This is a genomic window from Acidithiobacillus sp. IBUN Pt1247-S3, assembly GCF_041146875.1.
GTDB lineage: Bacteria > Pseudomonadota > Gammaproteobacteria > Acidithiobacillales > Acidithiobacillaceae > Igneacidithiobacillus.
Window position 1 is genome coordinate 38,810 of record NZ_JBFRXP010000008.1, and the last position, 25,352, is coordinate 64,161.

The following is a 25,352-nucleotide window of genomic DNA, read 5'->3' on the forward strand; positions in this document are numbered from 1 at the left end:
TGCCGCAAACTGCAGGAGGTCACACCATGAGCAACACCGCCACCGCGGTGAGCGATAGCGATATCGCCAGCGCCCTAAACACCGCCACCTTTAGTCCCTTTCACTTGAAGGCCATCTGGGCCTCCTCCATGGGCTTTTTCACCTCAGCCTATGATCTCTTCATCATCGGTACCGCCCTGGTGCTGATCAAGGAACAATGGCACCTGAGCCCCGACGAGGTGGGGCTGGTCGGCGCCATCTCTCTTATTGCCACCTTCGTCGGCGCGTACTTCTTCGGCATCCTCGCCGACAAGCTCGGACGCAAAAAGATTTACGGTCTGGAAGCCCTGCTTATGACCATCGGCGCACTGCTCTCTGCCGTCGCCCCCAATGTCAGCGTGCTGATTATCGCGCGCATCATCCTGGGGCTGGGCATTGGCGGCGATTATCCGATGTCGGCGGTGTTGATGTCGGAATATGCCAATGCCAAATCGCGCGGACGTATGGTGTCCCTGGTCTTTTCTGCGCAGGCCATCGGCTTGGTCACCGGCCCCGTGGTTGCCTTGACCCTACTTGCCGCTGGGGTGAATCATGACCTTGCCTGGCGCCTGATGCTCGGCCTCGGTGCCTTACCTGCCCTGGCAGTGATCTATATTCGCCGCACGCTGCCCGAATCCCCCCGCTGGTTGGCGCGGGTGAAGGGCGACAGCGAGGCAGCCGCGCGCGAGCTGGCCTCCTTCAGTCTGGGTACCGCCGTAGCCAGAAAGCCGGAAACCAAGATCATTAAGCAGCCCTTGTCCAAATACCTGCTTACCCTGCTCGGTACGGCCGGCAGTTGGTTCGTTTTTGACTACGCCTACTATGGCAATACCATCTCGACACCAATGATCATGCATCGCCTAGCCCCCCATGCCGATGTCATCCAGAGTACAGCGCTGAGCCTGATTGTCTTTGCCGTAGCGGCCGTCCCCGGCTATTTCCTGGCCGCCTTTACGATCGACCGCATCGGCCACAAGACCCTGCAAATGCTCGGCTTTTTCATGATGGGTTTGATGTTCCTGCTCATTGGCGCTTTCCCGCTGATTTCCGAGTCCATCGGCGTCTTTCTGGTCATCTATGGCCTGTCCTATTTCTTTGCGGAGTATGGCCCTAATACCACCACCTTCGTCATTGCAGGCGAGGTCTTTCCGGTCAACCTGCGTACTACCGGACACGGGATTTCGGCGGGAACAGCCAAGGTTGGCGCCTTCATTGGTGCCTTCCTCTTTCCCGTCTTGCTGCATGACTTTGGGCTGCACGGCACGCTGATGATTACCTTCTTCTTTGCCCTTGCGGGTCTCTTGTTGACCGTATTCTTCATCCCCGAACCCAGCGGCAAAACTCTGGAAGAGGTAAGTGGCGAAGACACGGTCGTACCGATGAAGCATTCGAACCCAGCGCACGTCTGAGTCCCGCAGTTAGTGCCAAAAACCCCGCTTACGCGGGGTTTTTGTTTTCCGACCGACCGGTATCTTGTGTTATACTGGTTCTACATCGGGAGGGCACTTAATGAGCGGAATGCGGATTCACCCTTTGCGTCTGGATGGCCAGCGCAGCGAAGAAAAGCGCGAAGAAATTCGCCGGGTCTTTCATCAAACCTTCAGCCTTAACGAAACCCTGTTCGAGCACTTGCGCGACCCCGCAGCATGGACTGGGAAAGCAATTTCTCTGCGTCATCCCCTGATTTTTTACTTTGGCCATGCAGCCACCTTTTATACCAACAAATTTCTCGTTGCTGGCCTGATCGATCAACATATCGACGCAGATCTGGAGTCGATATTTGCCGTGGGCGTTGATGAAATGTCGTGGGACGATCTCGACGAGACCCACTACGATTGGCCGAGCGTGGAACGGGTACGCGCCTATCGCAATCAAGTGCGGGAGATGGTCGACAGCGTGATCAGCCGCCTGCCCCTGGACCTGCCAATTACCTGGGACTCGCCCTGGTGGGCAGTGCTGATGGGCATCGAACACGAAAACATCCACATCGAGACCAGTTCGGTACTGATGCGCCAGCTACCTTTGGCACGGGTGCGCCCGGTAGCGGCCTTTACGCCAGCGCCCCTAGATCGAAGAGCCAAAGAATTTCCACAAAATCACTTGCGCGCAGTGGCAGCTGGGCGAGTGCGCCTGGGTAAGGCAGAGGATGCCCCACGCTACGGTTGGGACAATGAGTACGGCTACCACGAACAGGACTTACAGGGCTTTGCCGCCAGCGAATTCCTCGTCAGCAACGGCGAATTCCTCGCCTTTGTCGAGGATGGCGGCTACCGGGAATCACACTGGTGGAGCAACGAGGGGGACGAGTGGCGTCGCTTCAGTCGCGCCGAGTACCCGACCTTTTGGGTACACGATGCGGGTGGCTGGCGGCTACGCCTGATCGCCGAGGAGCGGCCCATGCCTTGGGTCTGGCCGGTGGAGGTCAACTATCACGAGGCTGCAGCCTTCTGCCGCTGGAAATCTGCTCAGACAGGGCAGAGTCTGCGCCTGCCAAGTGAGGACGAATGGCGTCGTCTGCGTGACCTTTCGGGCCTGGCCGACAACGATAGCTGGGGTGAGATGGCGCCAGCGCAGATCGGTCTTGCCCACGGTGCCTCGCCCTGCCCGGTGGATCGGCATCGCCACGGTGACTTTTACGACGTAGTCGGTAATGTCTGGCAATGGACGGAGACGCCCATCTACCCCTTCGATGGCTTCCGCGTACATCCGTACTACGACGACTTCACTGTCCCCACCTTCGACCAGCGCCACAATTTGATGAAGGGCGGCTCCTTCATTAGCCTTGGCAACGAGACCCAGATCGAGGCGCGCTACGCCTTCCGGCGTCATTTCTTTCAACATGCCGGCTTCCGCTATGTGCACTCAGACAACCTCCGGCCGGAAGTGCCCATCTACGAAACCGATACCGCCGTGGCGCAGTATTGCCATTTTCATTTTGGCCCGGAGTACTTTGGTGTGGCGAATTATGCCCAAGCCATTGCCGATCTTGCCCTGCGTGCCTGGGGTAATCGCCCCCTACGTCGAGCCCTCGACATTGGCTGTTCTGTGGGTCGCAGCAGCTTTGCCTTGGCCACACGCGCTGAGGAAGTAGTCGGCATCGATTTCTCCACCCGTTTCGTACAGGTGGCGGCGCGCCTGCAGGAAAAACACCGTTTTCCGTACGCCATTACCGAAGAAGGGGAACTGCAGAGTCATCACTGGGCCGACCTGCGGGTCCTAGGGCTGGCAGAGACCGCGCCTCGCTGCCAGTTCGTGCAGGGTGATGCCAACAATCTCAAGCCGGTACACCGTGACTTCGACCTGGTCGTCGCCGCCAATCTGATCGATCGCCTCAGTAATCCGGAGAAATTCTTGCGCGGTATTGGCGAACGCATCCGTCCCGGAGGAATGCTGGTAATCAGCTCACCATACACATGGCTGGAGGAGTTTACCCCCAAGGAGCGCTGGATTGGCGGCATGCGTCGCAATGGCGAGACCCTGGACACCCTGCAGGGCTTACTTTCGATTCTGGCAGAGCAGTTTGATCTGCACCCCGACTACCCGCAAGATCTGCCCTTCGTCATTCGCGAAACCGCACGTAAATACCAGCACAGCATTGCCCAGGTTAGCGTGTGGAGCAAACGCGCGTGAGTGATTCGACTAGGTCGCCGAGCAGCGTTGTACCAAGACTAAGACCCTACATAATCTTGAATGCGTTGCAACGAGCGTTCCAAGGCGCCGCGTTGTCCGGCAAACCAGTCTGCGGCGCGTTGACCTAGCGCCAGCGCCGCTGGCGGGTCTTGCAGCAGATGTCGTAGGGCCGTCAAAAGCGCATCTTCATCGGTACAACGCTCGATGGCGCCGGCGCTGAGCATGTCATCGTTTAGGCTCTGAAAATTATCCATGTATGGCCCTACCAATATCGCTTTGCCCAAAGCCGCCGGCTCCAGCGGATTGTGCCCACCATGGGGCACAAAGCTCCCCCCCATGCTCACCACATCGGCGGCGGCGCAAAAATCCACCACCTCCCCCAGGGTATCCACCAAAAATACTCCCATCTGCGGATCGGGTTCCTGCCCCTGGCTGCGCCGGGCCACGCGCAAGCCCGCAGTCTCCATCAGCTTGGCGATGGCCTCGCCGCGCTCGGGGTGGCGGGGGATGAGGACCAGCAGCAGGCTGGGCACTGCTTCGCGCAGGCGCGGCAAGATTGCGGCAGCCATTGCCTCTTCCCCCCCATGGGTGGAGGCAAAAACCCAGACTGGGCGGATGCCAAAGCACTCCCGCCACTGCCTCCCCCGCTCCCGTTGCGCCGGGCTGATCTCCAGATCGAGTTTGAGCTGACCCAGCATGGCTACGTGCTGCGCCCCCAGTAGGGCAAAGCGCTCGGCATCCGCCGGCGACTGCGCCGCCACCAGGTCCAGCCCCGCCAGGGCCGGGGCGAAAAGCCCGGCAAAGCGTTGGTAGCCGTGCAAAGACCGGGCCGAGAGCCGTGCATTGAGGAGCAGGACGGGCACCCGCTGATGTCGGGCTGTAGCCAGCAGATTGGGCCAGAGCTCCGTCTCCATGAGCAGGCCCAGGCGCGGTTGCTGGCGGCGCCAGAAGCGCGCCACCGCGCCCGGCAGGTCGTAGGGCAGATAGAGCTGGGTGACGGTATCACCCAGACGCGCACGCAGCAGCGCCCGACCCGTGGGGGTGGTGCTGGTGACCAGGATGGGCAACTCGGGATGGCGTTGTTGCAGGGCATGGATCAGGGGCAGGGCGGCAATCCCCTCCCCCACACTCACGGCGTGAATCCACAAGGGCCGATCCTGGCGCCGGGGGACAAGGCCGAAACGCTGCCACCAAAATGCCCGATAGCTGGGCCGCCGCCAGGCCCGCCATAGGGTAAAGCCCAGCACCGCAGGCGTCAGCAGCCAGAGCAGGACGGCGTAGAGGCGGCGCAACATTACTCGCGGCGCAGCAGGCGGTCGGTGACCCAATCGAGCCGATACCAAGGCCGAAAGCTCGCCAGCAGGGCCTCGCGGTCATAGGCGGTGGCCACCCACTGGCGCAGGTCGAAGCCTGCCGCGTTTCCGCCCGCCGCCGCGACCTGGGCCAAAAACCAGTCGAGAATGCCGGTGTTGGCGTAGCGGATGTGCCCGTAAGGCCAGAGCCGCAACTGTTGCCGCGCCTGCTCCAAGGACCAGCCGCATTCCTGCCAGACATACAGGGCGGAGATCAGCCCCGCCCGATCCGCCCCCGACTTACAATGGATGAGCAGGGGCCGTTCCAGTTGCGGGAAGAGCTCCAGGGCCGCCAACAAGCGTTCACGCTCGGGCAGGTCGCGGGACCCAAAGCCTTGCAGGGGCAGATGGCGAATGCCCAGTTGATCGCAGATGTCCTGCTCCAAGCGGTAATGGGGCTCGTGGGGCGCCGGAGAACGAACGTTAAGCACGGTACGTAAGGGCACTTGGGCGTGCCAACGCCGCAGTTGCGCCGGAGAAGGCTGCGCCGAGCGGTAGACCCCCGGCGCAATCTGGTGAAAGTTGGCATAGAACAGCTCCCGAAAGACCCCGTGATCGGTCCAGAACTGATGGCGACGGAAACGCCGATAGTCGGCGGGACTGAGGGAGCTGATGCTCATTGGGGTGCGATCTCCAGCAGGAGGGCCAAGGCCGACCATAGCGACTGGGGTAGCAAAGACTCTTGGCAGGGGATGGGCTCTCCCGCCGAACTGATCCGACGGCAGCGCACCGTCCCGCAGGGGGCACAAGGCTCCCCGCTGACCAGCGTGGGCCAGCGTCCCTCCTCTACCCCTTGCTCCGGCGCCGTCGGCCCATAAAGGGTCACCCCCCGCACCCCCAAGGCCGCAGCCAGATACGAAAGCCCCGTATCCATCCCCACAAAGGCCTGCGCCCGCACCATCACCATGGCCAACTCCTCCAACCCCGCCGCCGGCAAGGGCAGCACGTTATCCGATGTTTTGGCAATGGATTCTACCCGGCTCCGCTCCCGCGCGTCGACGGCGGGCAGCAGCAGGCGCAGGCCTGCCGCTGCCAATTGTCGGGCGAGCGCCTGCCAGTGCTGCACAGGCCACTCCTTGTTGGTCCACGCCTGGGAGGTGGCGTGAAAGCCGATCACAAAAGGCTGCGCCGTCAGCCCTGCCCAGGGTGCGGACAGGGGCATCCGACGCCAAGCCTCCGCCACCGCCGCCAGGCCATAATCCGGCTGCTCATTGGGGAGGCCATAGCCCAGGGCCTGGGCAAAAAGCTGACGATTGCGCAGGATGGCCGGCTGCCCCCAAGGCACCGCAAAGCGCCGCGTGTAGAGCCGGCTGGCCCCCGGCTCGCGCGCGCTCTGCCGGTCCAGCCCCCACACCGGAGCCCCCGCCAAACGGGCCAGCAATGCGCTCTTGTAGAGCCCCTGACTGTCCAGCACGCCCGCGTAGCCCGCCGTTCGCAGCTCCCGACGTAATTCCACCAAGGCCTTGGGAAGCCCTCGCCAACGCCCCTTGAACTGACGCAAGGAAAACGGCAGCACCCGCGCCACCGCCGGATGCCAAGCGGCAATGGCGGCAAAGCCCGGCTCCAGCAACCAGTGCAGTTCCAGCTCCGGCCGCGCCCTATGCAGGTCCGTCAGGGCCGGCAAAGTATGCAGCACATCGCCCAGGGAGCTGAGGCGAACAAGCAGGAGTTTCATTGCCGATCCGCGAATAGCTGCCGAATGGCCCGGAGAGGAATCCATAGGGTTAGGGGATGATCGGGGAGGGTGTCGAACTCATAACGACCATAAAAGCGCCGGGCAGTCTCGTGCTTTGCATCTACCAAAAGGGCGACGAAACCCAGCGCACCGGCGACCTGCAAGGACCGGTACAGGGCATCCATCAGGAGGGCCTCGCCCCAGCCCTCGCCCTGGCGGCCCAAGGCCACAGCCAAACGGGCGAGGCGGACTACCGGCAGGGGAAAGCGCGGAAAGCGGCGGGCAAAGGCAGCAGGAAAACAGGTCTTATCAATGGCTCCAGCACTCAGGGCGTAATAGCCGACGATTTGCGTTGGCGCCGCATCCTCCACCGCCACAAAGCTGCGCGCCAATCCACTTTTCTGGCTCTGCCCGCCATAGCGTTGCAACCAGTCATCCAACGCCGCCTCGCCACAGCGAAAGTCCTGCCGATGGTGATGATCCTGCAAGGCTTCCACCCGCCATCCGGTGGCTGGAATCATGGAGCAGAGGCCCGCCCGCGATAGCGTTGGGCCGCGGCTGCCAAGCGCGGACGCTCCCGCTCCGCATCATCCAGACCTTGCACAAAGGCCTCCCAGTCCCGTGCCGACAGGGTCAGGTTCTCCGCCTCATCAATGATCTGATCCGCCCGTTCCACGGCGGCAGAGAGCAAAAACACGGACAAGGGCATTCCCAGATGTGAGGCCGCCCGCCCCAGGCGCTGCTTGAGGGCCGCCGGTAGGCGTATGTCGATACGGTCGTTCTTGTCCAAAACCGATGGCATCTTGCATCCCTCCGCGCCCAAAAAGTACGGTCATTGTACGGTAACCAACCCGACGGCGTCGATAACGTCTTCAGTGCCCGTCGGACAGGCCCTGCCCCTGCTGCATCTCCCGGGCGATGGCGTATTTCATAAAGGCCCCCAGGGCGGTCGTCCAGGCAATGGCCGCGCCGTCCACGCCATCCAAAAAACCCAGGCGCAGCAAATAGGTGCGCAGAAATGCCGCCATAGCGTGGGACATGGGGGCGGAGGCCGCTACCGGCCTGCCCCGGGCGTAGACCTTTTGCGCGTTGAGTTGGGCGTATTGTTGCATTTTACCGAGGAGCTGGGCGTAATCGGTGTAGGAATAATGATCCAGGGCCATGACCCCCAAGTCGCCCACGGGCCCCTCACAATGCCAGGACTCGTGCACCGTTTCTGTCAGGTCGTAGCGGCCCCGCCGCCGGTCAAAAAGGCGCAGTACCGTGTCCTGGGCCCAGTCGCCATGACGAATCCGCCGTCCATGAAAGGAACTGCACCGGCGCAGACGGTAGGCAGCCTGGCTAGGTGCCATAAGGGTAGCTTGGATGGCCTCTCGCCCTTCGGGGCGCAGCACCTCATCACTATCGAGCATGAGCACCCAGTCCTGCTGTGCTTGCTCCACGGCAAACTGTCGCTGCGCCGCAAAGCCCGCCCAAGGCCGATCGATTACCCGCGCCCCAAACCCTTCGGCGATCTCGCGCGTCGCATCCGAAGAGCCCCCATCCACCACCACAATTTCATCTGCCCAGCCCTGCACACTCGCAAGGGAACGCGGCAGGACGGCCGCCGCGTTCTGCGCCACATACACTACCGACAAGGGTAGTCGGTTCACGGCATGGCCTTGGGTGACCAGCGCATCAACAAGGGCAGACCGGCCATCCAAGCAATATTCACTGCATCGGCATAGCCCCAGCTCAGGGAGTCGAACAGGCCGCCAATCAAAAAAATCGCCACATAGGTCAAGGCAAACCACCCCTGTGGCGTCCAGCGCGCCCGCCAAGATTCGCGCGTAATGGCCCACAGTACCCAGAGAAAGAGTAGCAAACCGATAATCCCCAGACTTGCCGCCTCACTGATATAACTGTTGGCAGCGGTATTCATCACAAAATCTCCGGTTGCAGGAATCACATGCTGCGCCTGCAACTGCATCACGGCGGGATAGAAATTGCCGGTACCCACGCCAAACAAGGGATGCATCCAGAACAAGACCAGCCCCCCCCACATGGCGACCAGACGAATCCCCCAGCTACTATGTACGTCGGCTTGCGCTGGAGAGAAATGCTGCAACTCCTGAATACCCACCAGAAAATGGGCGCGCAAATCCGGGATGGCAAACAACCCCACCGCCGCCAGCACACCCACTACGGGTACAGCCCAACGCCAACGCCCGGGATAGAGGATAAACAAAGCCACCGGCAGCAACAGCACCAAGAGGAGTTGCCCCGAGCGCCCTGGGGTCAGGGCCATTTGCAGGGCAAAAACGACAATCAACAGCCAATTGGCCCAACGCGGGAAATTCCATTGCTGCTTTTGGTCATATACCAACCACAATATCGCATGGGCAAGCACCAGCGATAAGAAGATATGGTCGCAAAATCCAGTGTAGGGGATCCAGTCGGTATTTTGCCAAGGCAGAATTTTCCAAGTCATCAAAAATGCCAGCAATTCGTTAATAAAAATCCCGGCCAAGAACCAACGAATCACCCACTTCACCCAACGCTCGCGCCAGGGCAAAGTCGCCCCCATAAAGGCAAAGATGGCGTCGAAAGTAGAGACCGTGACCTTTTGCCCGAAAAACATATTGCTCGTCCACAGCAAGCCAATTGCCGTCCACGCCATCAACAAGAGCCAGGGCAGCCACCATCCGCGCTCGCCAATAGCGCGCCAGTCGCGCCAATGACCACTGAGACCATAGGCTACAATCAATAACCCCATGGCAATGCCCGAGCCGGCGGTGCTCAAGGGAAAGAAAAAAAGCGGCAGGGCGTACAGGCTAAACATCCAGGGATCGGGAATACGCAGGCGCATGGTTTACTCGGGTAGGGGCAATAGGCAGTGAAGGGCGTCGCTAATCTGCTTTGCACTGGGGTCGACCAGTACCTTGAGACCTGCGGCCACATGATAGTGCTCGGGATTGGCCCAGCGAAAGAGGGCCATCGTCGCCTTTCCCAGACCCACAGCCATATGGTAAGGGCCTGAATCGCTGGAGAGAAAGACGTCACAACTGGCAATAATGCCGGTAAGCAGTACCAAAGAACCCGCCCCCGCCAAGTTGTGTAGGGGGACGGCATCCCCCCAACGCTGCCGATACCGACGTAAGAACTCGTCGTTGATCTCGGCTTCATTGGCCGCCCCCGTCAGCCACAGGGAAAATGACTGCGGAAAGGCGCTTGGGTTCAGGGCTTCCACCAACAAATCCAAATCGGGCCGCTTGGGTAGGGCATCGGGTGTGCCGCAGCCAATGTTAAGCCCAATGCGCCACTCCCCTGGCAACCGGGGATGGGCCGATTGCCAAGCGCGCCCTTCGGGGCCAACTTTCAGGACAATGCCCTGCCCGTCCCGCTCCAGCCCCAGCGCCGCCAGGGCCGCAAAGTCGCGATGGGTGTAGTCCATGGGATCAGGCAGGCCCCGCTCCTTGGCGTAACGGCCAAAACTCGGGCCCGCCATGTCGTAGAGCGCCCCGCGGCCCGGCACCTGGGCGACACCCACCGTCACCGCGCCGGGGCTATAGGCGCGCAGGATGCGCGTTGCTACGGTGCTTTCCAAGCCATGGGGCTCATGGTCGATGATCAGGTCCGGTCGGATCTTCTGGGCCAAACGCCGCAACTCCGGCAGCAGCGTCCGCCAACCCGTCGGCCCCACCCCCCGCATCCCCAGCCAGCGGCCCTCCCGCAACGGCAAAAAATGGGCGCTGCGCAAGAGGTGGTGGCCGGCAATCAGGGATTCACTGGGGTAACCCGGCCAACGGGTCAGAAAGATCAAGTGCAGTTCCGCATCCGGCCAACGCTTTTTGAGCGTCGCCCAGGCCGCAGAACTGCGCAGGATATCCCCCACCCCGGCGCTGTGCGCCTTGATCAGGACAATGCGCCGGGGCGGTCCAGACAATCGGCGACGCATCCGCACTTCTCCCCAAGTCATGGATCAAGGGCATCCATGATACGGAGCCCGCTGGTTGCTGTCATGCTCCGGAACCCTTTCAAAGCACTGCAGAATGCAAATACCCTTTGGCCACAGGCCCAAAGTCCCTGTATATTTCAGCTCTATCAAGTCAGACTCATCAAGTCGTTGAGGAAACGATCATGCACAGTTGGCAAATGCAAACCGCCAAGGCGCGGTTCTCGGAACTGGTCAAGCACGCGGCACGGGAGGGCCCCCAGGACATCACCCTGCACGGTCGTTCTGTCGCGGTAGTGGTATCGCGGGAACTGTTTGATCGCCTGTCTGGTAACGAACAGTCTCTGGTGGACTTCATGCGCAACTCACCGCTGGCCGGACACGACGACATCAACTTCGAACGTGACTACAGCCTGCTGAACATCGACGAGAAAATCGCGTATCATTGGGGCCGCACCAGGTTGGCGGCTACACTGTCCAATCCTCCACAGTCAAATCCGGTACCCGGCTAAAGACCTTGTCTCGCGTTACCAGAGTTGCCTGGTGCGCCATCAGGTGCTTTGCGTGTGCAGCGATCATCATATCCATCGGTGCCAGAGTGACGCCGATTCGTTCGCACACCGTCCGCAATTCGCTGTAGGTTTCCGCCGTACCAGACTCCCAAGGCAATATCGACACGCGCGACAAAAACTCCCGAACCCGCAGGGTCAAGCCTTGAGGATGCCCGCGCCGGGCAACCCCATATAGCAGTTCAGCCTGTGTAATCACCGACACTGCCAGCCAATCTATTGGTACCGCGACCAATCGCTCTCTTGCTTGAGGAATATCCCCTTTGATGATGTGGCTGGCGATGTTCGTGTCCAGCAGATAAAGCATCATAAGTCTCCAAAGGGGTCACGGGCCTGCGCCCCCTGACAACGATCGGCCTCACTCATAAAGTCTTCTGGCACGTCCGTTGTGGCGTCTAACGCAAAGAAAGCGTCCCAAGATCCGGGGCGACGCGACAGAATCACGTCTCCCGTTACCGCGTCTCGGCGAATGTAGACTTCCTTGGCATCAAACCGATACTCCAAAGGCAATCGCACTGCCTGACTGCGCCCAGTCATGAAAATTTTGGCTGTTTGCATACATCCTCCAAGTCAGATGGATGGCTGATATATATCCAAAAGCATACCACCGCCCTCAGTGACTGCCAACGCGCGGGTCGAGGACTGTTAGCCCCAAGCACTGGAAAAGTCCCCCACTGGCTCCAAACTGTTAGGATAACGAACCGCGTATAGTCAGGAGGACACCATGAGTAGTCAGATGAAATTTGCTAAAGGATTCGCAGAGCTGCCGATCACCTTGCGGCTCGATCATCCCCTGCGCCTGCGTCCGGCGCGGGAGTTTCGCTCGCGGCTTCTGCGCTATGTTGCGGTGGCTACGGGGTTCTTGGGGTTTTCCCTGGGGATTGGGGTGTTTGGTTATCACGCCATCGCTGGCCTGAGTTGGATCAACAGCCTGCTCAATGCCAGCATGATTCTCAGCGGCATGGGCCCCGTATCGAGCCTCAATGGCACCGGCGCCAAGCTCTTTGCCAGCGCCTACGCCCTTTACAGTGGGGTGGTGTACTTGGCGGTTTCGGCGGTGATTCTCTACCCCTTGGTGGAACGCCTGTTGAAGATTTTGCACCTGCAGGCCATCAACACCCTGCAATCTGACCCCGGCAGCGCAGCCGATCCGTCCCAGAATCCTCCCCATTAGACTCGGCTAAACCCGGTCGTCGAGGGCTAGGGCACAGGCATGACCAACGGCGCCGGTCTCCACTTGCAAGGTGGGATGATGGATCTGGAAGCGGGCCTCCAGGGCCTCGGCCAATTGGTGGAGATAGGGATCGCCGGGGGCGCCATCGGGCATGACCAGATGGGCCGTGAGGGCGGTTTCCGTAGTGCTCATGGCCCAGATGTGGAGGTCGTGGACCGCAGTCACCCCCGGCTGCTCCAGCAGCCATTGGCGCACCGCCGTCCCTTCAATCCCGGGGGGCACAGCATCCAAGGCCAGGCCCACCGACTCCCGCAGCAGGCCCCAGGTAAAGAGGACAATAAAGGCGCTGATGACGATACTCACGGCAGACTCCAGCCAGAGCCAGCCGGTAAAAAGGATCAGCACACCGGTGAGGACCACCCCCAGGGACAAGGCGGCATCGCCCGCCATATGCAGAAAGGCGGCGCGCAGATTGAGGTCATTTTTGCGCCCGGCCATGAACATCAAGGCAGTGGCGGTGTTGATGAGCACCCCAATGGCGGCGACGACAATCATGATGGGCGCTGACACAGGCTCGGGATGGAGCAGACGGAGCACCGACTCCCAGACAATGGCGCCCGTCACCAGCAAGAGAAAAATGGCGTTACCCAGGGCCGAGAGGATGGAGGCACCCCGTAGACCGTAGGTAAAGCGGGCGCTGGGGAGGCGCCGGGCCAAGTGGCTGGCGCCCCAGGCCATGAGCAGGCCGAGCACGTCGCTGAGGTTATGCCCCGCATCGGCAATCAGGGCCAGGGAGTCCCCCCAGAACCCAAAGACCACCTCGGCAATCACAAAACCCAGGTTGAGGGTGACACCGACGGCAAAGGCGCGGCCAAAGCTCTTGGGGGCATGGTGGTGACCATGCCCCCCGTGCTGGTGTCCGTGGTCATGGTCATGGTCATGGTCATGGTCATGGTCATGGTGGGAGTGCTCGCTCATCTCGCAGTTCCTGAAAAATTCGATTATGCTGATTAAAAACCTTGTAGCCACTTCAAAGTAAAAAGGGGGGGGGTAGATGCGTATTGGAGAGTTAGCCACCGCCACGGGTGTGGAGACGGAGACCATTCGCTATTACGAGCGCCTGGGTCTAATGCCCGCGCCCAGTCGTCAGGCCAATGGCTACAGAACCTACGGGCCGCTCCACCAGGAGCGTCTGGCCTTCATTCGCCACTGCCGGGACTTGGATATGCCCCTGGCAGATATTCAGGCCCTGTTCCAGCTGCTGAGCCACCCCGAGGCCAACGGCCATGCGGTGGAGCAGCTCATCGATACCCAGTTGGCGCGGGTGCAGGAGCGCTTGGAGTCTTTGCAAACCCTGGCTACCCGCCTGCGCCAGTTGCGCAACAGTTGCAGCGGCGAGCACCCCCATCAGGAGTGCGGCATCCTCCAAGAGTTGCGAGCAGCGGCCCAGGGCGCCGACTGTGTCTGTCACGGAACAGTGCCCTCCTAATAACATCTACTTAGTTTATATTTAGACTATTTACAATCCGTCTTGGCACGTATTAGACTATGCTTGTGCTGATGCACCGAGAGCAGTTGTTCACTGGATTCATTTTGAGGAGAGCGTTTCATGTCTATTCGTATCAATGATGTAGCCCCCGATTTCACCGTAGACTCCACGGCGGGTGAGTTGAATCTGCATAAATGGATCGGCGACAGCTACGCCATCCTCTTTTCCCACCCCCGCGACTTTACCCCGGTCTGCACCACCGAGTTCGGCGCCGTAGCCCAACTGGCCCCCGAGTTTGCCAAGCGCAACACCAAGGTCATGGGTGTCTCGGTAGACACCGTCGAGGAGCACAAAAAGTGGAAGCGCGACATTGAAGCCATGGCCGGGGCACCGGCGGACTTCCCCATCATCGACGACACCTCTTTGCACGTCTCCAAGCTCTACGACATGCTCCCCGCCGAGGCCTATCTACCCGAAAAGCGTGATGCCAAGAACACCGCCACCGTGCGCACGGTGTTCATCATCGGGCCGGACAAGAAGGTACGCCTGACCATGTCCTACCCCATGTCCGTGGGTCGCAATTTTGCCGAAATCCTCCGCGCCCTGGACGCCATCCAGGCCACCGACGGCGTGCCCGTTGCCACCCCGGCCAACTGGGTTCCCGGCCAGGACGTCATCGTCGCCCTGTCCTTGACCGACGAGCAGGCCAAGGAGAAGTTTGGGGCCATCGACATCAAGCTCCCCTACCTGCGCTACGCCAAGGCGCCGAAGCAGTAAGACAGCGTCATCTTGCTAAACATACCCCGGCCTGTGCCGGGGTTTTTTGTAACGACGTCAGTCGAGGTCATTGCTGGCATCTTCCCGGCTATAGGTGCAGGCCACATCCGCCGGGTCGGCGGCGCGTATGGCGCCCGTTCTAGGATTAACGAGAAGGGCGAAGATGACGTCGCGGCTTTCTTGCGCTGGCCAAAGCAGGTTTCCGTACTTGTCCTTATGTATCTGCTCTGGTCGCGAGGCAGCAAAGACCTCTGCCCCTTGCCACACCCGTGGGTAAAATTGCGGACGGGTCAGGTGACAGCCAGCGCATAAAGTGTCAGAAAATCCATATCCGTAGTTTTGTTCATAGACAGCCTTACCTTTTTTCAGCGGGGCTGCATTCTTCGGTACTAATATCCAAGTAAAGCTACCAGCAGTAGCAACCAGCCTGTCCAACGGCACCGGTTTTTTTGGCGACTTTATAATTTCGTAATCCATATCTCGTAGTAGCGTTCTGGGAAGTATCATGACATCCAGGGGCCAGGTTTTTTTAGGCACAGATCCGGTGTAAGCAATGACTATGTCTGGATAGTGGGCCATGACATGCAAATAGATATCCTGGCCTGGACTTTTCGTGACGAGCTCGGTGAACAAGTCAAACCAACCCATGTCGGTTTCTGTTTTTACTTTATTGTTAGATCTAATAACATTTACGAAGTACATTTTTATTGGTTCTGGAAGTGACAAAACAGTTTCATTTATTGTGTGATCATTATTGATGATTCTTTCGTCTGGATGCCCTAGTTTTGGTGTGCTAGTGTATCCGTGTTCTGGCAAGACTTGTGGATTGGATGACCTATTTTGGACCAGGCTGCTGGCGCCTGCATTGGGGATGCACAACAGCGCCAACAGAATAATTATCAAGGTTTTCATCTTGTTGCCCTCCAGTCCTCGCTAATACAATCACGATCCGGGTTGATGTCTATGCTGGCTGTAAATGCTTCCATTGGGGTCCTGGTTAGTGGAATTACGTTTTGGGCTGTACCGCTCATGTTTGCCATTGCCTGTGCCCGATGGGCGCTATCATTCCACACTATGGGAGACAATCTTTCTTCATAGTGCAGGTGGGGAGGATGCCCTCCCGATCCCCCCACTTGAGCAATCACGCTTCCGGCCTTGATCAGCTGTCCCTTTTTAAGTTTGGGAGCGTTGAGTAAGTGCAGGTAACGGGTGACAAAGACCCTCCCATCGGGCAGGTAATGCTCCAAAACCAGGTAGTTTCCAGGGCCATTTTTTTACCATTATCGCGTATAGTTCCCACTACAATCCCATCGAAGGGCGCGCGAATGGGGGTGCCAGGCGCCTGGGCTAGGTCCACACCATGATGATAGCTATGATTATTATATTCCCTCGGTCCATAGGGCGAGACATAGCGATATCCCGTCACGATATTGCTGTAGTCGCGACAGTGGTGCCAATGATCCCCTCCACCTTTGATGGGATGGGCGCAGTGCAATTTTTGGGCGCCGGCAGCGCCATACCATTTCCACTCCATGTCGCTCCCCACGTTGCCTATTAGTTATATGTCCAGAAGATAGTCATGGCGGGGCGATGGGTCAATTTTTTCGGATCGTTTATTTTATTCTTTTATATCAGTATATTACAAATGAGTTTAGAGTACGATGGATTGGCGCCAAGGGTATCGCTCTCAAGATTCAGACCTGGCCCATATACAAGGGGGGGGGCGACCGCCCAGAACCCCCATGCTCCGGAGGGGAAAGCGCGACATTGAAGCCGTGGCGGGGCCACCGACGGCGTGCCCGTTGCCACCCCGGCCAACTGGCATCATGGAACAGACCACAGATCCGCCAGGGACTCTGCCTGCTGTAGCACCAGCTCCACTGCCTCGGGCTGCTGATCCGGGGGGTATTTCCACTTTTGCAAAGTACGCCGCACCAGAATCCGCAGTTTGGCACGCACGCTTTCGCGCACCTGCCAATCCACTGTGGTGCTGGCTCGGAGTTTTTCGGTGATTTCAATGGCAATCTTTTTCAGGATGTCATCACCTAGCTCACGGACCGCGCTTTCGTTGTTGGCCAAAGCGTCATAAAAGGCAATCTCGTCCTGACCCAAGCCCAGCGCGGCTTCGCGCTCCAGCACGGCCTGGAATTCCTTGGCCATCTGGATCAACTCTTCAATGACCTGCGCTGTCTCGATGGCACGGTTGTGATATTTGCGCAGGGTCTCCAGCAGCCGCTCGCCGTACTTCTTTTCCTGCACCACGTTGTTGCGCGCCCGCGCTTTGATCTCGTCGCGCAGCAGCTTTTCCAGCAGTTCGACTGCCAGATTTTTACTTTCCATCTGCCGCACATCTTCGAGAAACTCATCCGACAGCAAACCGATGTTCGGCTTGTCCAGGCCCGCCAGCGCAAAAATGTCGGCCACGCCGTCGGCGATGATGGCGTTGTCCAGAATCTGCTTCAGCGCGCTGTTTTTCTCTGCGGTGGACCGCTTCTTGTCCACCGTGGTGAACTTGGTGATGGCCGCCTTGATGGCGGAGAAGAAGGCGATCTCCTTGCGCAGCGCGGCAGCCTCATCCAGCGTGCCACACAGCGTGTACGCCTTGGTCACCGCCGTCATGGTGTCGAGGAAACGCTGCTTGCCATCCTTCAGACCCAGCAGATGATTGGCGCAGGGCACCAGCAGTGCCGCCGCACGGGTTTCAAACCCGCTGTAGTCGCAGCCGTGCATCATGCCGCGCACAATGTCCATTTTCTCCAGCAACACGGCCAGAGCCTCAGCGGCATTGTGTGTGGGGTCGCCCTTGCCCTTGGCTTCGGTGTAGGTCTTGAGTGCCGCCTTCAGTTCGTTGGCTATGCCGATGTAGTCCACCACCAGGCCGCCCGGCTTGTTCTTGAACACCCGGTTCACCCGCGCAATGGCCTGCATCAGGTTGTGGCCCTTCATGGGCTTGTCCACATACATGGTGTGGCAGCACGGCGCATCAAAGCCGGTCAGCCACATGTCGCGCACAATCACCAGCTTGAGCGGGTCTTTGGCATCCTTGAAACGCTTTTCCAAGCGCTTTTTCACCTGCTTGCTGTATAGGTGCGCTTGCAACAGCTCCTTGTCGGCTGCGGAGCCAGTCATGACCACCTTGATCGCGCCCTTCTCGGGGTCAACATCGTGCCAATCCGGGCGCAGGCTGACGATGGCGTTATACAAATGCGCGCAAATATCGCGGCTCATGCACACGATCATGGCCTTGCCGTCGATGGCCTCGGTGCGCGTCTCGAAGTGCTCGACCAAATCCTTGGCTACTTGTGCCAAACGCGGCGCGGCACCCACCAGTTTTTCCAGCGCGGCCCATTCGCTCTTGGTTTTTTCGCGGCTGGCGAGGTCCTCTTCGTCCTCCACCACCTCATCGACCTGCTCGTTGAGCGCGTCGATCTCAGCCTGCTTCACATCCAGCTTGGCCAAACGGCTCTCAAAGTAGATGGGCACCGTCGCGCCATCGTCCACCGCATCCTGAATATCGTAGATGCTGACGTAATCGCCAAACACCGCGCGCGTGTCCTTATCCTCCAGCGCAATCGGGGTGCCGGTAAAACCGATGAAGGTGGCGTTTTTCAACGCATCGCGCAGATGCTTGGCATAGCCGAACACATACTTTCCCGTTTTCTCATCAAAACGCCCCTTGGTGCCGTACTGGCTGCGGTGCGCTTCATCCGAGATAACCACGATATTGGATCGGTCGGACAGCAGCGGGTGTTCGTCCTCGTCATCCAGCAAGGCAAATTTCTGCACCGTGGTGAAAATGATGCCGCCCGCCTGGCGCGAGACCAGCATTTCGCGTAATTCATCGCGGCTGCCCGCCTGCAATGGCGTGGTTTTGAGCAAGTCGCTGGCCGCACTGAAGGTGGCAAACAACTGACCATCCAGATCGTTACGGTCGGTCACCACCACCAGCGTGGGGTTCTTCATTTCTGGCTGTTGCAGCAGCTTGCCAGCGTAGCAGGCCATAGTGATGCTCTTGCCCGAGCCCTGCGTGTGCCACACCACGCCGGCCTTGCGCGAACCCGGCTTGACCTCTTTACCGTAAGTGGCGCGCTCTTCCCGCACCGCAAGCCTTCCCTTGTCGGGCGAACTGGCCGCAATCACCGTGGCGCGCACCGCCTCGCGCACGGCGTGGAACTGGTGGTAGCCCGCGATCTTCTTGACGATGCTGTCGCCATCCTGCTCGAACAGCACGAAGTGACGGATGTAATCGAGAAACAACTCGGGCGCGAAAAAGCCGCGCACCACGGTTTCCAGCTCCCATTGCAGGCGGGGGCGGTCATCCTCATGGGCAATAGTGCGCCAGGGCAGCATCCGTTCGGCATTGGCTGTGAGCGAACCCACCCGCGCCGTCCAGCCATCGCTGACCACCAACGCCGCGTTGCTGTTGAACAAGTCGCCGATCTCGTCCTTGTAGGTCTGCAACTGGTTGAAGGCATCCCAAATATCGGTTTGTTCGTTAGCCGGGTTCTTTAACTCGATCACCACCAATGGCAGACCGTTGATAAATGCCACCAGATCAGGCCGCCAAGCTTGTTTGGTGCCGGTGACCGTAAACTGATTGATGACCAGAAATTCGTTGTGCTGCGGGTTGGCGAAGTCGATCAGGTGCACCAGATCCGTCTTCTTTTCCTCGCCCACCGAGAACTCCACCGCCACGCCCGAGAGCAGCAGCCGATGAAAACTGCGGTTGCGCACCACCGCCTGCGGCTCGCTGAGGGTTTGCAGCCTGTGCGCGGCCTGCTCCAGCGCGGCGGCAGGAATCTGCGGGTTGATGCGCGCCAGGGCTGCCAGCAGCCGGTCGCGCAGGATCACCTGCCGATAATCGGCGCGTTCCGGGTTCACACCGTCGGGCGCAATGTCCGGCCCATGCACAAACTGCCAGCCGGTTTCCTGAAACCAGGCTATGCAAAGGTCTTCGAGTTGTTGTTCGTTCAGCATGTTGGAACCTCTACACCCCCCTGGTGGTGATTAGCGACCGATCCGATTTGCGTGAAATAAACCTTGACCTAATTCGGTTGGCTTCGGTATTGTTGGCAGCAATACGGCCGACGCCTCTGCACTCTGTGTACGCGTCGGTTTTCATTTTGAAGTCCAGCAGTCGCAGCCGTGAATTTGTCACTCTGTATAGCATCCGCATCAACCATTCACATCATCCAACGACATCAAGGTATAACGCGGTCGCCCCTGGCCGACTTGAATGACACCGAGCTTTACGGTCACAGGCTTGTGCAGCCATTCCCGGTTGAGCACATCTGCATTTGCAACGGCTCGGTCAATCTTGCCTTTGATTAACCCATTCTGGTCAGCAAGTTTGAATTCGAAAGTTCGCCCCGCTGGCAACACCCCTTGAAACTCGCCGCGATAAGCTTGTTCGCGCTCTTGAATGTTGTCTGCTTTCAAGCGTGAGCACGATGTTTCGATCTGCGCCAGATCCGTATAACGGAAAGCATGATTGGCAAATTCCAGACCGCACCACGCCTGCTGCTGTACCAGCAGCTCCAGAAACTCGTACACCTTTCTGACCGCTCTGGGGTGCACTTCCTCAATGACTTCGGTAACTTCATCATCGGTACCTTCTGCCGCAAGCCTGAACAGCGCCTCGATCTTCTCCATTGCATCCTGCGGTTTTGAGTCCTCATCGAACAGCATCAACTCCGGCGCTGGCAATTCGAACTCAAATCCAAAGGAACCGATGGCGGTGCCGGTAATGAGCAACTGGTTCTTGTCGCGGTTGGGGATGGGACCCATATCGCTTAACCCCTGGCTCAACCCGGCGGCGACAGCAGCAAAAGCATCAGAGAAAGCGCCAGCGGCCTTGCCACCGAAGTCAGCGACAATGCCATGACTGCCGAACACAGGCTTGCCACGAAAGGTCAGCTTGGCTTTTTGCCGGAATTGCTGTGGTAACGCTGCCAATGCTGCCCGGACAAAAGCCAGTCGCGATTCGAGGCTCATGCGCTCAATGATGTTGTCTACCGGGATGGAGGCCAGCAACGTTTCCAGTTCGTTTATTTCAGAAGCAAGTGAGAGGGCTTCGTTATTCATGATGAATGCCTCCATGAGGATTTAGAACTGCTCTGGCATCCGCATCCTGAGCGGGGTCAAGTTCGATCTGAACAAATCCCTTCCACAGCCCATCGCGTCGGTGCGACCACATGCTGTACCAGTAGGCCACTCGCTTGATCGAATCAGCATCAAGTCTACCGCCGACCTGGAAGAAATAGGCGTCTACTGAATAGCAATCCTTTGCTTGCTGGTGATCAAAGAGGGTGGAATGCTCCCTGACGAGAGCACGTTGATCTACCCCAGATAAATCGACAAAGCTCACCACATCCATATCGCGAGGTGGACGGCCTTCCAGCAGCTCCACCTGCTCCAGAAAGCTACCATCCAGCCACTGAAAACCAGACACTATGCCTGCCCGGTGAATGTCTGCGCGAAACCGCAGCAAGCCATCGAATATGACGATGCGTTCCGGTGACATGGCGAAACGATCCACCAGCGTTGTCAGCTCGACGAAATATGGCGAGCGATCCTCGCTGTTCCCTGGCGATGATGGCCGAACGGGCGGTAACACACCCGCGTTATTCCAGGCGGGAATAGTGGCATTCAAAGTCATGGCTGGCTCCTTGTGCGCTGAGTGACTTCCTGTAATGGTGTGGTATCAGTGAGCGGCTCTGCACCAGCAACAGAAAGCTCGCCAGAGAGGAGTTTGGGGAGGAGGGTGTCGCGTGTCTCTGAAAGAAACGCAGACTCCTTTTGTCTCGACAAGATCTCACTAAATAGTGGCGCTACAAAAGAACTAAATTTCGCCAGTATTCCAAAGCCGGGCATAAGAACGTTCACCTTTGAAAAGGTAGACGTGTTCATGTTTAAAGTTGCGCTGCCGCCACTTGCCAAATCATGAAATTCTTTTTCCTTTTCGCTCATTTGAAAGTACAGGTAAACCGTGTACTCAGCAAAATTCGGGACGATGCTATTTATTTGCTGATTCGTTTGTGATGGCTCGTGCGTTATTACTACCTTGCCAATGGTCGCGATGCAGCTTACGCAGATTGAGCCAGCGGGAATGGTCTTCTTTGCTTGCGACGCCGCGCCAAGTGCAGCCAATTGCTCTGATGGATTTATCACATACACGCTGCTGTGCATGTCTGGAATTTTTATGAATGGAATGCCCACACCAAAATATTCTGGATTTGCCTTCGATGGAGTTTTCCCGCAAACCACATTACCAAATTGGCTAATTTGATTGACCTCCCACCCCCTCGGAATCTCCCCCAGCTCCGACTCTTCCATCGCATCTGGAAACAGCGCGGCGGTGGCGGCGAGTTGGGCGTATGGCTCGGGCGTCAGGGTGTCGAGTTCGGCGTCGGGTTTGCCGCTGATGGCGCGCATGGCGGCGCGCAGCGGGTCACGGCCTTCCTGTATGGCGGCGATTTTGGCTTTGACCGGGTCGAAATCTACAAACCACGATTTGAAGAGGGCTTGCGCCATGGCTTCGAGGGTTTGGTTGATGCGGCGGTTGAGGGCGATTTTGTCGTCCAGCCTACCAAGCACATACGAAAAGATCTTGCGTTTTTCTTTGTCTTTAGGCCATAGAACCTTGATTTTTTCGATGTTGTAGATCGGAAGTTTGGGCTGAACAGCGCCCACGGTGCCTTGCGCAATTTCTTGCTGTCCAAGGCGAGATGATAGGTAGTAGTAAAGATACAGTGCGTCGTGATAATCGAGCCCTGTCAACCTGACACAGTTTTCAGTCAATGATGCGTAATCGTAAAATTTATCTACGATGCTGAGCGCCCCGATTGTTCCGACGATTGATAATACGACATCGTTTTCTTGAACGATGTAGCGTGATATCAAAGGGAATACGTCATCAGGAACATATTCAATTCCTTCTCTTGGAAGGGTACGTTGACCAACATCTCTAACTCGTATGTACGGATGTTTTGACGGTGTCGATTGCAGGTTTTTGCCTGCAGGAAGGCGCTTCCCTCCCTTTATCGTGACAATTTCTGCAAGATAAATTTCAGGCGGATTAAAAATCATAACCCAACCCCGCCCCGCCTTCTGCACCACCACCCGATCGCGCTCAATGATCTTTCTGAACGATTCACTGGTCGTCGCCCAATCCACCACATCCACCTTGTAGGGCAAGTCGGAATCTTCAAACGCTTCCTCCAGCAATCCCAAAGTGCGAAAGCCGAGCGGCGTGTCGCCCACAACGCACAAGTCGAGGTCGGAATACTCCTTGGCCAGCCATTTGGCGCGAGAGCCGAAAGCCCAAACTTCACGCTCCGGGACAAACTTATGCAGAATGTCCTGAACGATCTTCAGGTGGTCGGCGCGCACATCAAGCAATGGCGTCATTGAGTCTCACCAAAAGATCTCGGGCATCGGGCAAAAAGGCGGGAATTTTTTCAAACACTTGCGCCGCAAGCTGAGCATCATAGGCATGAGAGGTTTGATTGCGTGCCGCCAGATGTCGCATCCATGCCTCGGCGTCGGCTATCAGGCCAAAACGGGCAGCCTCTCGAATGAAGGTTTTGTTGTTGGCTGTTATGTCGTCGAGCGCAAACTTCTCTTTGAGCACACGCAGAATCAGTTTTCGCGAAAGATCCATGGCACTTTCAAAGCGCTGGATCGCGCCATCGCGAACACTCAGCAGCAGGCGAGACTGGGTTTCTTCGGCATAACGGTAGTCACTCAGCGCATCATCCACGGCTTGAACCGCCATATACAAGGCGTCCAGACTGATTTCAGACATGATTCTCCCCCGCTAACTTCAGGTAAACCCCATATTCTCCTTGGTCGTCGATAGCCAATAGCTTGCCTTGTTGCAGAGCGGTCAGGTGTTCCTGCTTCAGCGTGATCAACTGACTGGCCCAGCGTTTTCCAAAAGGTCTTCGGGTTTCTTCTGTATCGAAGGGCGCATCGACAATCGCAATATATTCATCGCTATTCATAAATTAAACCCCAACCCCGCCAAATTCTTCTTAATCTCACTTTCCAGCTTGGCACTCTCGGCAAACTGCTCCGCCAGTTGCGCTGTGAGCCGCGCCATTTTGTCGGCAAAGGCTTCGCCGTCGTCTTCTTGCTCTTCGGCGCCCACGTAACGCCCTGGGGTCAGCACATGCTCGTGCTTGCGGATGTCGGCGAGCGATGCCGAATAGCAGTAGCCAGCCACATCTTCGTAACCTTCACCCAACTGCCAGGCGTGGAAGGTGTCGGCTACTTTCTTGATGTCGTCCACCGTGAAGTCGCGCAGTACGCGGTCTTTCATGTAGCCAAGCTGGCGGGCGTCGATGAATAGGAACTGACCGCGCCGGTCGCGTTTGCTTTTGGTCAGCGCCAAGCCGTTGCGCTTGTCGCGGGTGAGGAACCAGATGCAGGCCGGGATTTGCGTGTTGGTGAAGAGCTGGCCGGGCAGTGCGACCATGCATTCCACGTAATCGTCTTCCACCAGCCGCTTGCGGATTTCGCCTTCGTTGTTGGTATTGCTGCTCATGGAGCCGTTGGCCAGTAGCAACGCCATGCTGCCCGCCGGTGCCAGATGGTAGAGCATGTGCTGCAGCCAGGCGAAGTTGGCGTTGCCCTGGGGCGGGGTGCCGGCGATCCAGCGCGGGTCGTTTTCCAGCTTGGCGTTCCACCATTCCTTCATGTTGAAGGGCGGGTTGGCCATGACGAAATCGGCGCGCAGATCGGGGTGCAGGTCGCCCAGCAGGGTGTCGCCCGGTGCGCCGCCGAAGTTGAAGTCGATGCCACGGATGGCCATGTTCATGGCGGCCAGACGCCAGGTGGTGGGGTTACTTTCCTGACCGTAGACGCTGATCTGGCCCTGGTTGATCTTGCCGCCGTGCTGTTCGATGAATTCCTCGCTCTGCACAAAGAAGCCACCCGAACCCATGGCGGGGTCGTACACCCGACCCTTGAAGGGTTGCAGCATTTCGACGATGAGCGTGACGATGCTTTTGGGCGTGTAGTACTGGCCGCCCTTTTTGCCTTCGGCCAAGGCGAATTGCCCAAGAAAGTATTCATAGACGTGGCCGAGGATGTCTTTGCTTTTGAGGCCCAGCGGCTGGCCGTTGTAGTCCTTACGGTTAAAGTCGGTATCGGAGAAGTGGGCGATCAGGTCGGCCAGTTTGTGGCTGTCGATCTGGGTGCGGGCGAAGTCCTTGTTGAGCACGTTCTTGAGCTTTTTCTCGTTTTCGCGCTCGATGGCCTCCATGGCGTTGTCGATCAGCCAGCCGACGCTGCGCATTTCTTCTGGTTCGTCTTTACCCGGTTTATTCCACGGCAGCGGTGCCTTGGGCGGCAACTGGGCGCAGTCGCGCAGGGTCTGCCAGCGCGCTTCCAGCGGCACCCAGAAGACGTTGTTCTCGGTGTAGTAGTCGCGCACCTCCAGTTCGGCGGCGATGTCGGCCGCATAGTCTTCGGGGTAGTCCGCGGGGTCCATGTAGTAATCGTGGTCGGGGTTCTGGAATTGTTCGCGCAGTTCTTTCTGGCGTTCCTCGAAGGCGTCGGAGACGTATTTCAGGAAGATCAGACCCAGCACCACGTGCTTATAGACGGCGGCATCCAGGTTGGAGCGCAGCTTGTCGGCGGCGGTCCAGAGCTTTTTTTCGAGGTCATTGAAAAACTGTTGTTCGATGGAGTGCATAACGGCTTCCCAAAACTCTGCGGTATGGACGATCC

25 protein-coding genes and 1 pseudogene are annotated in these 25,352 nt (G+C 58.4%); 6 read left to right on the top strand and 20 right to left on the bottom strand.

Annotated features, from left to right (window positions below):
* Positions 1-26 precede the first annotated feature (26 nt).
* Both AB4090_RS07295 and ovoA read left to right on the top strand, forming a co-directional pair.
* Entirely contained in the window at positions 27-1,427 is a 1,401-nt protein-coding gene (locus AB4090_RS07295; protein ID WP_369573213.1) for an MFS transporter, read from the top strand.
* A 100-nt stretch (positions 1,428-1,527) separates the two neighbouring features.
* Positions 1,528-3,648 carry a 5-histidylcysteine sulfoxide synthase gene (gene ovoA / locus AB4090_RS07300; RefSeq protein WP_369573214.1) on the top strand — a complete coding sequence of 707 codons (2,121 nt, stop codon included), beginning with the start codon at positions 1,528-1,530 and terminating at the stop codon, positions 3,646-3,648.
* A gap of 38 nt (positions 3,649-3,686) precedes the next feature.
* On the opposite strand, the gene waaA is transcribed toward ovoA, so the two are convergent.
* The 8 genes from waaA to AB4090_RS07340 form a co-directional block, all read right to left on the bottom strand.
* Positions 3,687-4,943, bottom strand: coding sequence for a lipid IV(A) 3-deoxy-D-manno-octulosonic acid transferase (gene waaA, locus AB4090_RS07305; RefSeq protein WP_369573215.1), 1,257 nt, complete (start codon positions 4,941-4,943; stop codon positions 3,687-3,689).
* Positions 4,943-5,620, bottom strand: a complete 678-nt coding sequence (locus tag AB4090_RS07310; RefSeq protein ID WP_369573216.1) for a protein tyrosine phosphatase — start codon at positions 5,618-5,620, stop codon at positions 4,943-4,945. The genes waaA and AB4090_RS07310 overlap by 1 nt, the downstream gene beginning before the upstream one ends.
* Positions 5,617-6,675, bottom strand: coding sequence for a lipopolysaccharide heptosyltransferase I (waaC, locus tag AB4090_RS07315; protein ID WP_369573217.1), 1,059 nt, complete (start codon positions 6,673-6,675; stop codon positions 5,617-5,619). Before waaC ends, AB4090_RS07310 begins: the two co-directional genes overlap by 4 nt.
* Complete coding sequence (locus AB4090_RS07320; RefSeq protein ID WP_369573218.1) at positions 6,672-7,196, bottom strand: N-acetyltransferase; 525 nt, start codon at positions 7,194-7,196, stop codon at positions 6,672-6,674. The genes waaC and AB4090_RS07320 overlap by 4 nt, the downstream gene beginning before the upstream one ends.
* A complete protein-coding gene (locus AB4090_RS07325; RefSeq protein WP_369573219.1) occupies positions 7,193-7,477 on the bottom strand; it encodes a DUF1778 domain-containing protein in 285 nt (94 codons plus the stop codon). Before AB4090_RS07325 ends, AB4090_RS07320 begins: the two co-directional genes overlap by 4 nt.
* A 70-nt stretch (positions 7,478-7,547) precedes the next feature.
* The gene (locus tag AB4090_RS07330; RefSeq protein ID WP_369573220.1) at positions 7,548-8,327 is read right to left on the bottom strand and encodes a glycosyltransferase family 2 protein; all 780 of its coding nucleotides are present in this window, start codon (positions 8,325-8,327) and stop codon (positions 7,548-7,550) included.
* Entirely contained in the window at positions 8,324-9,523 is a 1,200-nt protein-coding gene (locus AB4090_RS07335) for an O-antigen ligase family protein (protein WP_369573221.1), read from the bottom strand. Before AB4090_RS07335 ends, AB4090_RS07330 begins: the two co-directional genes overlap by 4 nt.
* 3 nt (positions 9,524-9,526) lie before the next feature.
* The gene (locus AB4090_RS07340) at positions 9,527-10,633 is read right to left on the bottom strand and encodes a glycosyltransferase family 9 protein (protein ID WP_369573222.1); all 1,107 of its coding nucleotides are present in this window, start codon (positions 10,631-10,633) and stop codon (positions 9,527-9,529) included.
* Positions 10,634-10,794: 161 nt separating this feature from the next.
* Here AB4090_RS07340 and AB4090_RS07345 point away from each other — a divergent pair, with 161 nt between their 5' ends.
* Complete coding sequence (locus AB4090_RS07345) at positions 10,795-11,121, top strand: type II toxin-antitoxin system Phd/YefM family antitoxin (protein ID WP_369573223.1); 327 nt, start codon at positions 10,795-10,797, stop codon at positions 11,119-11,121.
* Here the strand turns inward: AB4090_RS07345 and AB4090_RS07350 are convergent.
* On the bottom strand, positions 11,078-11,485 hold the full coding sequence (locus AB4090_RS07350; protein WP_369573224.1) for a type II toxin-antitoxin system VapC family toxin: 408 nt from the start codon (positions 11,483-11,485) through the stop codon (positions 11,078-11,080). The genes AB4090_RS07345 and AB4090_RS07350 overlap by 44 nt on opposite strands.
* Entirely contained in the window at positions 11,485-11,736 is a 252-nt protein-coding gene (locus AB4090_RS07355) for an antitoxin (RefSeq protein WP_369573225.1), read from the bottom strand. Before AB4090_RS07355 ends, AB4090_RS07350 begins: the two co-directional genes overlap by 1 nt.
* 166 nt (positions 11,737-11,902) lie before the next feature.
* On the opposite strand from AB4090_RS07355, the gene AB4090_RS07360 reads away from it, so the two are divergent.
* Positions 11,903-12,352 (top strand): hypothetical protein, encoded by a 450-nt coding sequence (locus AB4090_RS07360; RefSeq protein ID WP_369573226.1) that lies wholly within the window; start codon positions 11,903-11,905, stop codon positions 12,350-12,352.
* A 6-nt stretch (positions 12,353-12,358) separates the two neighbouring features.
* Here the strand turns inward: AB4090_RS07360 and AB4090_RS07365 are convergent, their stop codons facing one another.
* Positions 12,359-13,330: a cation diffusion facilitator family transporter gene (locus AB4090_RS07365; RefSeq protein WP_369573227.1), complete on the bottom strand. Its 972-nt coding sequence runs from the start codon at positions 13,328-13,330 to the stop codon at positions 12,359-12,361.
* A gap of 76 nt (positions 13,331-13,406) precedes the next feature.
* Here AB4090_RS07365 and AB4090_RS07370 point away from each other — a divergent pair, with 76 nt between their 5' ends.
* A complete protein-coding gene (locus tag AB4090_RS07370; protein WP_369573228.1) occupies positions 13,407-13,841 on the top strand; it encodes a Cd(II)/Pb(II)-responsive transcriptional regulator in 435 nt (144 codons plus the stop codon).
* A gap of 120 nt (positions 13,842-13,961) precedes the next feature.
* The gene (locus tag AB4090_RS07375) at positions 13,962-14,618 is read left to right on the top strand and encodes a peroxiredoxin (protein ID WP_369573229.1); all 657 of its coding nucleotides are present in this window, start codon (positions 13,962-13,964) and stop codon (positions 14,616-14,618) included.
* A 57-nt stretch (positions 14,619-14,675) separates the two neighbouring features.
* Here the strand turns inward: AB4090_RS07375 and AB4090_RS07380 are convergent, their stop codons facing one another.
* The 9 genes and pseudogenes from AB4090_RS07380 to AB4090_RS07420 all read right to left on the bottom strand — a co-directional run bounded on the left by AB4090_RS07380 (position 14,676) and on the right by AB4090_RS07420 (position 25,317).
* A complete protein-coding gene (locus AB4090_RS07380; protein ID WP_369573230.1) occupies positions 14,676-15,530 on the bottom strand; it encodes a hypothetical protein in 855 nt (284 codons plus the stop codon).
* Positions 15,527-15,874: pseudogene (locus AB4090_RS07385) on the bottom strand (M23 family metallopeptidase); the annotation flags it as partial. The pseudogene AB4090_RS07385 and the gene AB4090_RS07380, both read right to left, overlap by 4 nt.
* Positions 15,875-16,442: 568 nt before the next feature.
* Entirely contained in the window at positions 16,443-19,595 is a 3,153-nt protein-coding gene (locus AB4090_RS07390) for a type I restriction endonuclease subunit R (protein ID WP_369573231.1), read from the bottom strand.
* Between the two features lie 198 nt (positions 19,596-19,793).
* Positions 19,794-20,702: a hypothetical protein gene (locus AB4090_RS07395; protein ID WP_369573232.1), complete on the bottom strand. Its 909-nt coding sequence runs from the start codon at positions 20,700-20,702 to the stop codon at positions 19,794-19,796.
* Positions 20,695-21,276 (bottom strand): hypothetical protein, encoded by a 582-nt coding sequence (locus AB4090_RS07400; RefSeq protein WP_369573233.1) that lies wholly within the window; start codon positions 21,274-21,276, stop codon positions 20,695-20,697. Before AB4090_RS07400 ends, AB4090_RS07395 begins: the two co-directional genes overlap by 8 nt.
* A complete protein-coding gene (locus AB4090_RS07405; protein WP_369573234.1) occupies positions 21,273-23,027 on the bottom strand; it encodes a restriction endonuclease subunit S in 1,755 nt (584 codons plus the stop codon). The genes AB4090_RS07400 and AB4090_RS07405 overlap by 4 nt, the downstream gene beginning before the upstream one ends.
* On the bottom strand, positions 23,011-23,424 hold the full coding sequence (locus tag AB4090_RS07410) for an HI0074 family nucleotidyltransferase substrate-binding subunit (protein ID WP_369573235.1): 414 nt from the start codon (positions 23,422-23,424) through the stop codon (positions 23,011-23,013). The genes AB4090_RS07405 and AB4090_RS07410 overlap by 17 nt, the downstream gene beginning before the upstream one ends.
* A complete protein-coding gene (locus AB4090_RS07415; RefSeq protein WP_369573236.1) occupies positions 23,417-23,623 on the bottom strand; it encodes a hypothetical protein in 207 nt (68 codons plus the stop codon). Before AB4090_RS07415 ends, AB4090_RS07410 begins: the two co-directional genes overlap by 8 nt.
* Positions 23,620-25,317, bottom strand: coding sequence for a type I restriction-modification system subunit M (locus AB4090_RS07420; protein WP_369573237.1), 1,698 nt, complete (start codon positions 25,315-25,317; stop codon positions 23,620-23,622). Before AB4090_RS07420 ends, AB4090_RS07415 begins: the two co-directional genes overlap by 4 nt.
* Between the last annotated feature and the right edge of the window lie 35 nt (positions 25,318-25,352).

Excerpts from the sequence above, each read along its gene's own strand:
- AB4090_RS07360 (WP_369573226.1), top strand. The coding sequence starts at position 11,903 with ATGAGTAGTCAGATGAAATTTGCTAAAGGATTCGCAGAGCTGCCGATC.
- AB4090_RS07410 (WP_369573235.1), bottom strand. The coding sequence starts at position 23,424 with ATGTCTGAAATCAGTCTGGACGCCTTGTATATGGCGGTTCAAGCCGTG.
- AB4090_RS07345 (WP_369573223.1), top strand. The coding sequence starts at position 10,795 with ATGCACAGTTGGCAAATGCAAACCGCCAAGGCGCGGTTCTCGGAACTG.
- AB4090_RS07365 (WP_369573227.1), bottom strand. The coding sequence starts at position 13,330 with ATGAGCGAGCACTCCCACCATGACCATGACCATGACCATGACCATGAC.
- AB4090_RS07375 (WP_369573229.1), top strand. The coding sequence starts at position 13,962 with ATGTCTATTCGTATCAATGATGTAGCCCCCGATTTCACCGTAGACTCC.
- AB4090_RS07310 (WP_369573216.1), bottom strand. The coding sequence starts at position 5,620 with ATGAGCATCAGCTCCCTCAGTCCCGCCGACTATCGGCGTTTCCGTCGC.
- AB4090_RS07295 (WP_369573213.1), top strand. The coding sequence starts at position 27 with ATGAGCAACACCGCCACCGCGGTGAGCGATAGCGATATCGCCAGCGCC.
- AB4090_RS07405 (WP_369573234.1), bottom strand. The coding sequence starts at position 23,027 with ATGACGCCATTGCTTGATGTGCGCGCCGACCACCTGAAGATCGTTCAG.
- AB4090_RS07325 (WP_369573219.1), bottom strand. The coding sequence starts at position 7,477 with ATGCCATCGGTTTTGGACAAGAACGACCGTATCGACATACGCCTACCG.
- AB4090_RS07335 (WP_369573221.1), bottom strand. The coding sequence starts at position 9,523 with ATGCGCCTGCGTATTCCCGATCCCTGGATGTTTAGCCTGTACGCCCTG.
- AB4090_RS07415 (WP_369573236.1), bottom strand. The coding sequence starts at position 23,623 with ATGAATAGCGATGAATATATTGCGATTGTCGATGCGCCCTTCGATACA.
- AB4090_RS07395 (WP_369573232.1), bottom strand. The coding sequence starts at position 20,702 with ATGAATAACGAAGCCCTCTCACTTGCTTCTGAAATAAACGAACTGGAA.
- AB4090_RS07340 (WP_369573222.1), bottom strand. The coding sequence starts at position 10,633 with ATGACTTGGGGAGAAGTGCGGATGCGTCGCCGATTGTCTGGACCGCCC.
- ovoA (WP_369573214.1), top strand. The coding sequence starts at position 1,528 with ATGAGCGGAATGCGGATTCACCCTTTGCGTCTGGATGGCCAGCGCAGC.
- AB4090_RS07355 (WP_369573225.1), bottom strand. The coding sequence starts at position 11,736 with ATGCAAACAGCCAAAATTTTCATGACTGGGCGCAGTCAGGCAGTGCGA.
- AB4090_RS07370 (WP_369573228.1), top strand. The coding sequence starts at position 13,407 with ATGCGTATTGGAGAGTTAGCCACCGCCACGGGTGTGGAGACGGAGACC.
- AB4090_RS07390 (WP_369573231.1), bottom strand. The coding sequence starts at position 19,595 with ATGCTGAACGAACAACAACTCGAAGACCTTTGCATAGCCTGGTTTCAG.
- AB4090_RS07380 (WP_369573230.1), bottom strand. The coding sequence starts at position 15,530 with ATGAAAACCTTGATAATTATTCTGTTGGCGCTGTTGTGCATCCCCAAT.
- AB4090_RS07400 (WP_369573233.1), bottom strand. The coding sequence starts at position 21,276 with ATGACTTTGAATGCCACTATTCCCGCCTGGAATAACGCGGGTGTGTTA.
- AB4090_RS07320 (WP_369573218.1), bottom strand. The coding sequence starts at position 7,196 with ATGATTCCAGCCACCGGATGGCGGGTGGAAGCCTTGCAGGATCATCAC.
- AB4090_RS07350 (WP_369573224.1), bottom strand. The coding sequence starts at position 11,485 with ATGCTTTATCTGCTGGACACGAACATCGCCAGCCACATCATCAAAGGG.
- waaA (WP_369573215.1), bottom strand. The coding sequence starts at position 4,943 with ATGTTGCGCCGCCTCTACGCCGTCCTGCTCTGGCTGCTGACGCCTGCG.
- waaC (WP_369573217.1), bottom strand. The coding sequence starts at position 6,675 with ATGAAACTCCTGCTTGTTCGCCTCAGCTCCCTGGGCGATGTGCTGCAT.
- AB4090_RS07420 (WP_369573237.1), bottom strand. The coding sequence starts at position 25,317 with ATGCACTCCATCGAACAACAGTTTTTCAATGACCTCGAAAAAAAGCTC.